At 67.0% G+C, this 11,655-nt stretch carries 11 protein-coding genes; 2 read left to right on the top strand and 9 right to left on the bottom strand.

Annotation, left to right across the window (positions count from 1 at the left end; all coding sequences use genetic code 11):
- Positions 1-24: 24 nt before the first annotated feature.
- Positions 25-546, top strand: coding sequence for an FKBP-type peptidyl-prolyl cis-trans isomerase (locus AC1DYS_RS11855; RefSeq protein ID WP_477899200.1), 522 nt, complete (start codon positions 25-27; stop codon positions 544-546).
- Here AC1DYS_RS11855 and AC1DYS_RS11850 read toward each other — a convergent pair.
- The 4 genes from AC1DYS_RS11850 to AC1DYS_RS11835 form a co-directional block, all read right to left on the bottom strand.
- Positions 532-3,630: an efflux RND transporter permease subunit gene (locus AC1DYS_RS11850; protein WP_477899198.1), complete on the bottom strand. Its 3,099-nt coding sequence runs from the start codon at positions 3,628-3,630 to the stop codon at positions 532-534. The two genes, AC1DYS_RS11855 and AC1DYS_RS11850, sit on opposite strands and share 15 nt — an antisense overlap.
- On the bottom strand, positions 3,627-4,874 hold the full coding sequence (locus tag AC1DYS_RS11845) for an efflux RND transporter periplasmic adaptor subunit (protein ID WP_477899196.1): 1,248 nt from the start codon (positions 4,872-4,874) through the stop codon (positions 3,627-3,629). The genes AC1DYS_RS11850 and AC1DYS_RS11845 overlap by 4 nt, the downstream gene beginning before the upstream one ends.
- Positions 4,875-4,881: 7 nt before the next feature.
- Complete coding sequence (locus AC1DYS_RS11840) at positions 4,882-5,349, bottom strand: MarR family winged helix-turn-helix transcriptional regulator (RefSeq protein WP_477899194.1); 468 nt, start codon at positions 5,347-5,349, stop codon at positions 4,882-4,884.
- Between the two features lie 165 nt (positions 5,350-5,514).
- The gene (locus tag AC1DYS_RS11835; protein ID WP_477899626.1) at positions 5,515-6,516 is read right to left on the bottom strand and encodes a zinc-dependent alcohol dehydrogenase family protein; all 1,002 of its coding nucleotides are present in this window, start codon (positions 6,514-6,516) and stop codon (positions 5,515-5,517) included.
- Positions 6,517-6,623: 107 nt separating this feature from the next.
- Here AC1DYS_RS11835 and AC1DYS_RS11830 point away from each other — a divergent pair, with 107 nt between their 5' ends.
- Complete coding sequence (locus AC1DYS_RS11830) at positions 6,624-7,595, top strand: LysR family transcriptional regulator (protein ID WP_477899192.1); 972 nt, start codon at positions 6,624-6,626, stop codon at positions 7,593-7,595.
- Between the two features lie 10 nt (positions 7,596-7,605).
- On the opposite strand, the gene dut is transcribed toward AC1DYS_RS11830, so the two are convergent.
- The 5 genes from dut to AC1DYS_RS11805 form a co-directional block, all read right to left on the bottom strand.
- Positions 7,606-8,055, bottom strand: coding sequence for a dUTP diphosphatase (dut, locus tag AC1DYS_RS11825; protein WP_477899190.1), 450 nt, complete (start codon positions 8,053-8,055; stop codon positions 7,606-7,608).
- On the bottom strand, positions 8,052-9,269 hold the full coding sequence (coaBC, locus tag AC1DYS_RS11820; RefSeq protein ID WP_477899188.1) for a bifunctional phosphopantothenoylcysteine decarboxylase/phosphopantothenate--cysteine ligase CoaBC: 1,218 nt from the start codon (positions 9,267-9,269) through the stop codon (positions 8,052-8,054). The genes dut and coaBC overlap by 4 nt, the downstream gene beginning before the upstream one ends.
- Before the next feature lie 19 nt (positions 9,270-9,288).
- Positions 9,289-10,098: a signal peptidase I gene (gene lepB, locus AC1DYS_RS11815; protein ID WP_477899186.1), complete on the bottom strand. Its 810-nt coding sequence runs from the start codon at positions 10,096-10,098 to the stop codon at positions 9,289-9,291.
- Positions 10,099-10,167: 69 nt separating this feature from the next.
- A complete protein-coding gene (locus AC1DYS_RS11810; protein WP_477899184.1) occupies positions 10,168-11,031 on the bottom strand; it encodes a dienelactone hydrolase family protein in 864 nt (287 codons plus the stop codon).
- On the bottom strand, positions 11,028-11,642 hold the full coding sequence (locus AC1DYS_RS11805) for an NMCC_0638 family (lipo)protein (RefSeq protein WP_477899182.1): 615 nt from the start codon (positions 11,640-11,642) through the stop codon (positions 11,028-11,030). Before AC1DYS_RS11805 ends, AC1DYS_RS11810 begins: the two co-directional genes overlap by 4 nt.
- Between the last annotated feature and the right edge of the window lie 13 nt (positions 11,643-11,655).

Genomic DNA, 11,655 nt, shown 5'->3' with positions numbered 1-11,655 from the left:
GGGTGATTGTGCGATCATTGTTCGATGTTGATTTCATCCCCCTGCGTCGTCAGCCTGACCTGGCGACTCGAAGACGCCCAAGGCACGCTGATCGATGAACTCGAGGCACCCGTCGAGTTTTTCTACGGTGGCGATGACCTGCTCGCCAAGGTCGAAGAGGCCCTCGAAGGCCAGGAAGCCGGCTTCGAAACCAAGCTCCATCTCGAGCCCGAGCATGCGTTCGGCGAGTACCACCCCGAGCTCGTGTTCTTCGAAGAGCGTTCGATCTTCGGTGAGAACATCGAACCCGGCATGCAGTTCGACGGCCCGCCCCAAGGCGCCACCACCGAGGGCCTGCCGGCCGATGCGATCTACACCGCGACCGAGGTGTACGACACCCACGTGGTGCTCGACGGCAACCACCCACTCGCCGGCATCGCGTTGCGGCTCGACGTGAAGGTGCGAGACGTGCGCGAGGCCACCGAAGAAGAGATCGAGGCCGGCAGCGTCGGCCAGCCCGGCATCAGTGTGATGAGCACCGCGCCGAGCAGCTCACAGCTTCACTGAACCCTCAGGCAGGGCCTCGGGCGTCGTCACCGGGCCCTTGCCGCTCAGGCGGTCGAGTGCGAGGTAGATCACCGGCGTGATGTACAGCGTGATGGCCTGGGAGAACACCAGGCCGCCCACCACAGCCAGACCCAGCGGCTGGCGCAATTCGGCGCCGGCGCCCAGGCCCAGCGCAATGGGCAGTGCGCCCATCAGCGCGGCCAGCGTCGTCATCATGATCGGACGGAAACGCAGCACGCAGGCCTCGCGAATCGCGGCCTCGGGCGCCATGCCATGCGTGCGCTGCGCGTCGAGGGCGAAGTCGATCATCATGATCGCGTTCTTCTTCACGATGCCGATCAGCAACAGGATGCCGATGGTCGCGATCAGCGTCAGGTCGAGCCCGCAGATCTTGAGCATCAGCAAGGCGCCCACCGCCGCCGAGGGCAAGCCGGCGAGGATGGTGATCGGGTGCACGTAGCTTTCGTACAGCACGCCTAGCAGCACGTAGATCACGAGCAGCGCGCCAACGATCAGAATTATCTGGCTGCCTTGCGTGCTCTGGAACACCGCCGCGTCACCGCCGTAGGTGGCGATGATGGATTCGGGCAGCTGGATCTCTTCGCGGTAGCGGTCGATCTTGGCGGTGGCATCGCCCAACGCGGCGCCTGGCGCAAGGTTGAACGACACCGTCACTGCCTGCAACTGCCCGACGTGGTTGATCGCGGTCGGGCCGACGGTGCGGTCGACAGTCGCAAAGCTGGACAACGGCACCAGCGAGCCATTGCTCGAACGCGCGTAGATGCCATTCAACGCACTCTCGTCCTGCTTGGCACCGGGAGCGACTTCAAGGATCACCTGGTAGCTGTCGACACTGGTGTAGATGGTCGACACCTGCCGCTCGCCGAAGGCGCTGTAGAGCGCCGACCGCAACGTGTCGATCGACACGCCCAGCGTGTTGGCGCGGTCGCGGTCGATGTTGAGCGAGGCTTGCAGGCCGCGCAATTGCGAGTCGCTCGTCACGTCGCGGAACAGCGGGTCGGTGCGCAGTTTGTCCTGCAGCTTGGAGGCCCAGGTGTTCAGCTCGCCGGCCTGCACGCTCTGCAGGATGTACTGGTACTGCGCCTTGCTCTGCCGTCCGCCGAGCTGCAGGTTCTGGATCGGGCGCATGAACACTGCAATGCCCGGCACTTCGCGCAGCTTGCGGCGCAGCCCTTCGGTCACCTTGCTCATCTGCTGCCGCTCGGCACGCGGCTTGAGCAGGATGAACATGCGCCCGGTGTTCTGCGAACCGGTGCCGCCGTTGAACGAACTCACTGCCAGGACGTTCGGGTCCTCGCGCACGATCGCAGCCGCCCGGTCCTGCAGGCGAACCATCTCAGGAAACGAGGTATCTTCTGCCGCCTCGGTCGAGGCCGTGATCTGGCCGATGTCTTCTTCGGGAAAGAAGCCCTTGGGAATGGTGACGAACAGGTAGGCGGTGGCGACGAAAGTCAGCAACGCCACCAGCATGACCACCCAGCGGCGAGTCAGCGCAACGTCGAGCGAGCGCGAGTACCACGACAGCAGCACATCGAAGCCGCGCTCGAAGGAGCGCACGATGGCGCCGGGCGGCTTCTTGTGCGCATCGTCCGTCAGGAAGCGGCTTGCCAGCATCGGCACCAGCGTCAGCGACACGAAGGCCGACGCGATGATGGCCAGCGAGACGATCACCGCGAATTCGTGGAACAGCAGGCCGATCACACCGGGCATGAAGAAGATCGGGATGAACACCGCGATCAGCGAACTCGAGATCGACAGGATCGTGAAGCCGACCTCGCGTGATCCACGCAAAGCGGCCTGGAACGGTGGCACGCCGTCTTCCACGTGCCGCATGATGTTCTCGAGCATCACGATCGCATCGTCAACCACCAGGCCCACGGCGAGCGTGAGGCCCAGCAGCGAGATGTTGTCGAGCGTGTAGCCGAAGGCCCACAGCAGCGCGATGGCACCCACCAGCGAAACCGGCAGCGAGAGCGTCGGAATGGCCGTCGCGACAAAGCGCCGCAGAAACAGAAAGATCACCAGCACCACCAGAACAATGGTGCCCAGCATGGTGAGCGTCACGTCGTGCAGCGCATCGCGGATCGACACCGAGCGGTCGTTCAGCGTGGTCATGCGCACCGACTGCGGCAGCTGTGCCTGGAAGCCCGGCAAGGCGGCGCGCACGGCATCGACCACCTTCACCGTGTTCGCGTCGGTCTGGCGCAGCACGGCCAGGCTGATCGAGGTTTCGCCGTTGACGCTGGCTGACGTCTTCACCGTCTCGAAGCTGTCTTCGACCTGCGCCACTTCACGCAGGCGCACCGGGTTGCCGTTGCGGTTGCTCACGATCAGCTCGGCGAATTCAGCCGCGTTGCGCAGCTGCTTGTTGGCTTGCAGCGTGAGGGTCTGCTTCGGACCGTCGAGCGTGCCGACCGGCGTGTTGACGTTGGCGGCCCTCAGCGCGTTGCTCAGCTCGTCGAGGCTGATGTTGCGCGCGGCCAGTGCTTCCGGAAGCACGCGCACGCGCACTGCAAAACGCTTCTGGCCAAAGATGTTGACCTGGGCCACGCCTTCGAGCGTGGACAGCGTCGGCACGATCAGGTGCTCGGCAAAGTCGTTCAGGTCAGAAAGATTGAGCGACGGCGAGGTCAGCGCGATGAACAGGATGGGCGCGTCCGCCGGGTTCACCTTGCGGTAGGACGGCGGCACCGTCATGTCGACCGGCAGCGTGCGCTGGGCGCGCAACAGCGCAGCCTGCACGTCGACGGCAGCGGCGTCGATGTCGCGCCCCTGGTCGAACTCGAGCGTGACCGAGGTGCTGCCCAGCGTGTTGGTCGAGCTGATGATGTTCAGCCCGGGGATGGTCTGGAACTGCTTTTCGAGCTGCAGGGCCACCGAGGTCGCCATCGTCTCCGGGCTCGCGCCCGGCAGGCTGGCCGACACGTTGATCACCGGCGTGTTGTAGCTCGGCAGCGCCGCCACCGGGATGCGGCCGTAGGCAATGATGCCCGCCACCACGATGGCGGCGTTGAGCAGCACGGTCATCACCGGGCGGCGGATGAAGAGCTCGGAAAGATTCATTTGGCTTCTGCCATCGCTGCGGCGCCCGTGACCATGCCGGATGCGGCGCCCGATGCCGACGAACCCGCACCGCCGGCTGCGCCACTCGCCGCACGCCGCGGCGCCGAGGCCGCGTCAGCGCTGCGCTCGGCCACGGCACTGCCCGGGCGCAGGTTCTGGCGGCCGTCGAGCACGATGCGCTCGCCAGGTCGAACCCCCTTGACCACGGCCTCGGTGCCGATGGCCTCGACGATCTCGACCGGTCGCAGCGCGGCGCGCTTGTCGTCGCCCACCACATACACCGCCCTGCCCCGCGCGCCCTGGATGATGGCGGCCTGCGGCACGGTCACTGCATCCTTCAGCGTGTGGGTCACCAGACGCACCGTCACATAGGCGCCCGGCCAGAGCTTCTCGGTGCGGTTGTCGAACACGGCCTTGACCTTCACCGTGCCCGAGTTCGCGTCGACCGCGTTGTCGACGAACTGCAGCTTGCCGGTGAGTTCACCACTGCCCTCAGGCAGGATCGCCGCGACGCTGCCGCCACCGGCGCGCAAGGTCTGGAGCGCATCCCCCAGGTTGCGCTGCGGCAGGTTGAAGCTGACCGCCATCGGGTCGATCTGCGTGATCGTCACCAGCGACGATCCGCCTGGCTGCACATAGCTGCCTGGGAAGACGTTGATGGCACCAGCCCGCCCGGCCGTGGTGGCGACGATGCGGCTGTAGCCCAGGGTGACCTGGGCCGCCTCGATTGCCGCGCGGTCGGCGGCCACGACGGCGGCAGCCGATTCGACCAGCGTCTGGTTGGTGTCGACGGCGCCTTGCGAAATGAAGTTCTGCGCAAACAGTTCGCGGCTGCGCGCCAGCTGCCGCTGCGCATCGGCCAGCGCCGCCTGGTCTTTGGCGAGCTGCGCGCGCGCCTTGACCACGTTGACCTCGTCGGCGCGGGCATCCAGCGTGAACAGCAGGGCACCCGCCTTCACGAACTGGCCTTCCTTGATGTGCACCTTGGCGATGGTGCTGGCCACCTGCGGGCGCACCTCCACGCTGTTGAGGGCACTGACAGTGCCGGTGGCTTCGAGCGTCACGTTGACGTCTCGTTTGCTGGCGCGTACGGTGCTCACGCTGACGGGCGGGCCGCTCGCGGCTGCCGCCGGCGCAGAAGCCGATGCACTCGCCTGCCCCGGAGCCGGCGCCTCCTTACCGCAGCCCGCGATCACCACTGCCAGGCCTGCGAGGCCACACCACCAAACTGCGTTCTTTCTCATCCGACTCTCATTCACGGCGAAACAATTTCTTCAATGCGGCGAGCCCGTCCATCAGGGCTTCGATCTGCGATTCTTCTGCGGCGGCAAGAGTTTCAGCCATGTCGCGCCGGGCCGCGCTGCGGATGCGGTCGACCAGTGCCTTGCCTTGCGCACTGGCGTTCAGCGCCACGCGGCGGCGGTCTTCAAGGGATGTCTCGAGCAGCACATAACCGGCGCGTACGAGACGATCGATCATCGCCGACGCGGTGGCCAGCGTGACCCCAAGGAAACCCGCCACGTCGCTCACCGAAGAGCCCGGCTGGCGAGAGATGTAGCCGAGGCAGCGGAACTGGGGAATCGACAGCCCCTCGGAGATGTTGTTGCGCATGCTGGTGCGCACGGCGTTCATCACCACGGGGATCACGTCGATGATTTCGGCGGCACACTGGCGCACATCGGCCGAGCTGGCCTTGCTGTTCAAGCGGGCTGATGACATCGATGGGCGGCATGGGTTGCCGCAAAGAAAAATGCTTAGTTCAGCATAGCATTGACATGCGGCAACCAGCGTGGCAGAGCGTCGTCAGCGACGCTACTTGACGATTCTTTACGTCAGTGTTTGCCAGCAGAGCGGCCTGCTGAGCGCGCGCCGCGCACCCTTCCCTCAACCCGCCGGCATCGTCACCACGATCTTGCCGAAGGCGCCTTCACGAAGCCGCACCAGGGCGTCGGGCACGCGATCCAAGGGAAAGCTCGCCTCCACGACCGGCTCGAAAGGGTTGGCGTCAACCGCCCGCACCAACTCTTCCAGGCTGCGGCGGTGGCCGACACCCACACCCTGCACCGTCGCGCGGTTCACGATGGTCGGATAGAACGGCAGGCGCATCTCGGTGCCGGCCTGCATCCCGATGGCGGCAACGTGGCCTCCGGGTGCCAGCAACTCCATCGATTTGCCCAGGTTCTCGCCACCTGCCGTTTCCAGCACGTGGTCGACACCGTGGGCGCCGGTGAAGCGGCGCACTTGCTTCACCCAGTCGTCGTCACGCAGCACCGCATGCGTGGCACCGAGTGCCATGACGCGTTCGCGCTTCGACACCGACGACGTGACCACCACCACCCGAGCACCGTGCATGCGCGCAATCTGCAGCCCGAACAGCGCGACGCCACCCGTGCCGTGAACCAGCACCGTCTGGCCAGCACGCAGCGCGCCGTTCTCGACCAGCGCTGTCCACGCCGTGAGCCCTCCGCAAGGCAGCAGGCTGGCCTGCGCGTGCGTCCAGGCTCGCGGCTTCGCCACCAGGTCGTGTTCGTCGATGACGGCGTGGCTGGCCAGCACGCCAGGGCCGGGCGCTCCGTGGGGCCGCGAATGCACGGGACGCTCACCGTCCCACCACCCGCTCCAGAACGTGTTGATCACTTCATCGCCCGGGCGCCACCGCGAAACACCCCGGCCCACCGCCATCACATCGCCGCTCGCATCGGAACCCGGCGTGAACGGCAACTGCAAGGGCATGCCCATGCCGTTTTCGACGATCAGCAGGTCGCGGAAATTGAGTGACGCCGCCTTGATCCGGACCAGCACCTGGCCCGGCCCCGGTTCGGGCAGATCGATCTGCGCGAGTTCGAGTCCCGCCAGGCCGTAGCGAGTGACTTGCCAGTGGTGCATCTTCATGTGCAGCTTCTCCGTGTGTGTTGACAGGCCACCACCTTATTGCTTCCGGATAGGATTCAGTGCCGCCATTTCGGCGCCTTGGTGTAGAGGGAATATCGACAATGAAGACAGAGCCGTTTGCCCTTCTGGATGTGTTCGTGGCCGCGGTCGAGGCCGGCAGTTTTGCCGGCGCAGCACGACGGTTGCACCGCACGCGCTCGGCCGTCGGCAAGGGCATCGCGCGGCTGGAAGAACGGCTGGGCGTGCGCCTGTTCCTGCGCGACACGCGCCACTCCTCGCTCACCGAGCAAGGCCAGCTGTTCTACGAGCATGCGTTGCGGGCCTCGGCCGAGCTGCTGTCGGCCATCGCCGCGCTCGACCGATCGCGAGACGAGCCGCGCGGGCGCGTTCGCGTCACCATGCCGGTGGCCATCGGCCGCCGTTGCGTGGCACCGCTGTTGATGGCGCTGGGCCGCAAGCATCCGGCGCTCGAACTCGATCTGTCGTTCACCGACCGCGTGGTCGACGTGATCCATGAGGGCGTGGACCTCGCCCTGCGCGTCGGCCCGCTGCGCGACAGCAGCGACTTGGTGGCACGGCGGCTCGGCGATCACCGCATGCTGGTGTGTGGAGCGCCTGCATATCTGCACGCCGTCGGAAGGCCCGACGGCCCCGGTGCGCTCACCTCACACCGCTGCCTGACGTACGGACGCAATGGCCGGCACAAGCCCTGGCAGTTTCACGATGCACAGGGCCGGGTGATCGAGGTTGCGGTCACCCCGCGCTGGCGCTTCGATGATCTCGAGGCCATTCGCGACGCTGCGCTCGCCGGTGACGGCTTGGCACGGCTTCCCAACTGGCTGGTGGCCGACGACCTGCGCAGCGGCGCCTTGCAGGTGGTCTTCGACGAGCCCCGGGCGCTGTCCTATGAGATGCATGCCGTGTGGCCGCGTATGCACGCTTTGCCGTTGAAAACGCGCGTTGTGGTGGACACGCTGGTCGCCCAATTGCCGCCCCTGCTCGACCCGATAGTCGACCCGGTGCTGGAGAGCCCGGTCCGCAAGCCCTCCAGGTCGAAGAAGGTGCCGACCTGAAAGGCTGCCGTCAGTGCTTGCCGGTGGAGCCGAAACCGCCGGCGCCACGGTCTGAGACGCCGAACTCTTCCACCACCCGAAACTGCGCCTGCACCACCGGCACGATCACGAGCTGCGCGATGCGCTCCATCGGCTGAATGGTGAAGCTGGCCTGCCCGCGGTTCCAGCAACTCACCATCAGCTGGCCCTGGTAGTCGGAATCGATCAGTCCGACCAGGTTCCCGAGCACGATGCCGTGCTTGTGGCCCAAACCCGAGCGCGGAAGGATCAAGGCCGCCAGGCCGGGGTCGGCCACGTGGATGGCCAAGCCCGTCGGGATGAGCTGTGTCTGCCCCGGCTCCAGCACCAGCGGCGCGTCGAGGCAAGCACGCAGGTCGAGGCCGGCGCTCCCGGCGGTGGCATAAGCGGGCAGTTGCTCGGCCATGCGGGCGTCGAGCACTTTCAGGTCGATTGGGGTCATGTTTTCTTCGAGAGACGTGAAGCGATCTCGCTCACCAGTGCACGAGCGAGCGTGAGTTTGTCGGCCTGTGGCAGGTTGCGGTGGCCGTTCGCATCGACCAGCACCAGCGCGTTGTCGTCGCGCCCGAAAGTGGCCGGGCCGAGGTTGCCGACGATGAGCGGCACGTTCTTGCGCGTCAGCTTCTCGGTGGCGTGTTTCAGCAGGTCGTGGCTTTCGGCGGCGAAGCCCACGCAGTACGGCCGCTTCGGCAGCTGGGCCACGGCGGCGAGGATGTCGGCGTTCTCGGTGAGCTCGAACGTCGGCGCGACCTTGCTGCCGTTCTTCTTGATCTTGTGGTCGGACAGGCTGGCCGGCCGCCAATCGGCCACCGCGGCGGTGGCGACGAAGACCGAGTACTGCGGCGCCTGCGGCACCACGGCGTCGTACATCTGCTGCGCGGTCTGCACGTCGACACGGCGCACGCCACGCGGCGTGGGCAGGTGCACCGGGCCGGCAACCAGCGTGACCTCGGCACCGGCCTCCTGCGCCGCCCGCGCGATGGCAAAACCCATCTTGCCGCTGGAGAGGTTGGTGATGCCGCGCACCGGATCGATCGGCTCGAAGGTCGGGCCGGCGGTGATCAGTAGCCGCTGACCAGCCAGCGCCTTGGGTGTGAAGAAGGCCACCAGTTCTTCGACGATCTCGTGCGGCTCGAGCATGCGGCCATCTCCGATCTCACCGCAGGCCTGGTCGCCGCTGCCCGGGCCAAGAACCGCAGTGCCATCTGTGCGCAGCTGAGCCACGTTGCGCTGGGTGGCGGGGTGCGCCCACATCTCGCGGTTCATCGCGGGCGCCACCAGCAACGGGCAGCGCTCGATCTGGCGGGCCAGGCACATGAGGCTCAGCAGGTCGTCGGCGCGGCCTTGCACGAGCTTGGCCATCAGGTCGGCGCTGGCCGGGGCCACCACCACGGCGTCGGCATGGCGCGTCAGGTTGATGTGGGCCATGTTGTTGTCTTCGCGCGCATCCCACTGGCTGATGTAGACGCGGCGGTTCGACAGCGCCTGCATCGTCACCGGCGTGATGAACTGCTCGGCCGCTTCGCTCATCACCACCTGCACGGTGGCGCCGGCCTTGATGAGGGCCCGTGTCAGCTCGGCGGCCTTGTAGCAGGCGATGCCGCCACTCAGGCCGAGCACGATGTGCTTTCCCTGCAAATCAAGTGTTTGGCTCATAAGTTTGTGGCGATGTGAATCAGAGCGGTGTCCAGCTGCGCGACATGTCGGACAGGTTGAAGAGCACCCGCACGGCCTTGCCATACACCTGCTCGTGCGGCAAGAAGCCCCAGGTGCGCGAGTCTTCGGAGTTGTCGCGGTTGTCGCCTAGCATCAGGTACTGGCCGGGCGGCACGGTGCACTGCCAGGTGGTTGCGGTCTCGACGCTGCAGTGCTGGGCAAGCTCGGGCTGCTTCATGTTGAGTGCGAGCCGGCCTTGCACAAAGGGGTTGAGCTTGATGACACGCGGGCGGTCTTGCACGGTCTCGCGCATCAGCCACTGGCCGCGGTCTTCGCTGCGCACGCTGTCGCCGGTGCCGTCGCTCAGCATCTCGGGCTCCTGGGTCTCGCCGTTGACGCTGACCACGCCATTCTGGAAACGCACCACGTCACCGGGCAGGCCGACCAGGCGCTTGACGTAGAACTCCGACACGTCGAGCGGATAGCGGAACACCACCACGTCACCCCGCTGCGGGCGCCCCATCTCGATGGCGGTGTTGGTGAACGGCAAGCGCGGCCCGTACGCGAGGTGGTTGACGAGCAGGTAGTCGCCGACACGCAGCGTGGGCTCCATCGAGCCCGAGGGCACGCGCGGCCAGTCGGCCAGGGCCACGCGGCAGGTGAACATCAACGCGATCACGATGAACAGCTCGGCTCCGAGCGTCACCCAGATCGGCTTGCGCTCGGGCCACGGGTGGCGCTTCAAGCGCTGCCGCCACGCGAGCCACAGCGCACCGCTCGCCAGGCTCAGCAGGCAAAGAATCTCGTTGACGGAAAAGCCGATCTGCATGGAGAAGGTCCAGGGCGAGCCAGGACCGCGATTATGGCGGCGGCTGCCGGCCTCGCCGGAGCTTGGGGCTTAGGGTCGGTAGGCCTGTAGAAACTGCAGCAAGCGTTCGCGCGAGCGCTGCAAGGCAGCGGCATTGCCACCGACGTGCACGCCCTCGCCGGGGTGGACTCCGTTGGGCACGTCCTTGCGCAAGCGCACCCGCTCGTTCGAGTCGAAGCCGTGGTACGCGCCGGCATACGCCTCGATCTCGGGCTGAGGGCCGTCCGCGTGGGCAGCAAGTTCACGGCATGGCGCGGCAGGCGTCCAGTCGTCGGCCTCGCCGACCAGCATCAGCAAGGGCGCTGAAGGCGCGTAGCCACGTTTCAAGTCGGCTTCGCAACCGGGGTAGAAGGCGACGGCGAAGGCTGGCTTCACGGCAAAGCCCGCCACCTCGCGATGGCGTTTGTTGGTGGCCGACAGCACCGTGCTGCCGCCGTTCGACCAGCCCATCACGCCGACACGCTGCGCATCCACGTCGCTGCGCTGCGCCAGCCATTGCATCGCTGCCAGGGCATCGAGCCGGCGGTTGGCCTGGGTGATGCGGCGCGTGCCGGTACGCTGGGTGCAGATCTCCTTCTCGCCCCGCGGTGTGAGCGAATCCACCACCAACGCATGCATGCCCTGTTCGTTGAGCAAGGCGGCATAGCCGCGCATGCGCTCGCCGATCTGGCCGTGCTTGCCGTACAGGCCGCTGCAGCCATGGAACAGCGCCACGGCAGGAGCCTTGGGCGATGCCGCGGCGTACCAGTAGCCCTTGAGCTGAACGGCATGGCCGTCGGGCGCGTCGAGGCTGGCGAACTCGATGGTCGTCTGCGCGTGCGCCTGGCCCGTTGCGCCCATCCCGCCGATTCCGCAGACGGCAGCCAGCAAGGCCACCACACCGAAGCGACTCATCGCGTGGGCAGCCCGTCCGGCGCGAAGGCCGGCGTGGCGGGCAGCGGCGCGGCGTTCAGCGCCTGGGTGCCGGGCGTGTCCGACAAGGTCGTGATGGACCCGAGGCCCAGGTCACCGATGACGCCCACCGCGCGGTAGCGCCACTGCATCTGGTTGCGCCATGCACCGGCACGCTCGAAGTTGCGGTCGACCACCAGCTGCAGGCGTGCGCCCTTGCTGGTGAGCGCAGCCAGCGCCTCGATCAGCGCTGTGCGCAGTGCCGGGCCGGCAGTCTGGTCCGCCCACACCGTGCATTGCCGGCCCTTCGCCGCGGCCAGCAGCACACGGCCGCGCGTGCCGGGTGCCGCCAGCACACTGCCGGGCTGACCCGAGAGCAGGCCGTCGACGTTGCCGCGCATCGCCTCGGCCGGCTCGAAGCCCTGGGACAAGGCCCAGTCCACCGCGGCCGATTCGTCGCCGCCCGTGGCCACGCACGCCTGCTGGAAGGTGCGCGCCACGCTCTGCGGCGTGGCCCAGGCAGACAACGGCGGCTCCTGCGGTGCCTGCGCCCAGGCACCGTGGGTGGCGAACTGGGCGGCCAAGCAGAACGCAGCGATCGTGAAAGCTCTCATGTGGAATCCCTTG

Source organism: Rhizobacter sp. P2_G4 (assembly GCF_056403575.1).
The sequence above is the reverse complement of the archived record's forward strand: the minus strand, read 5'-3'. Positions and strand labels throughout refer to the sequence as shown.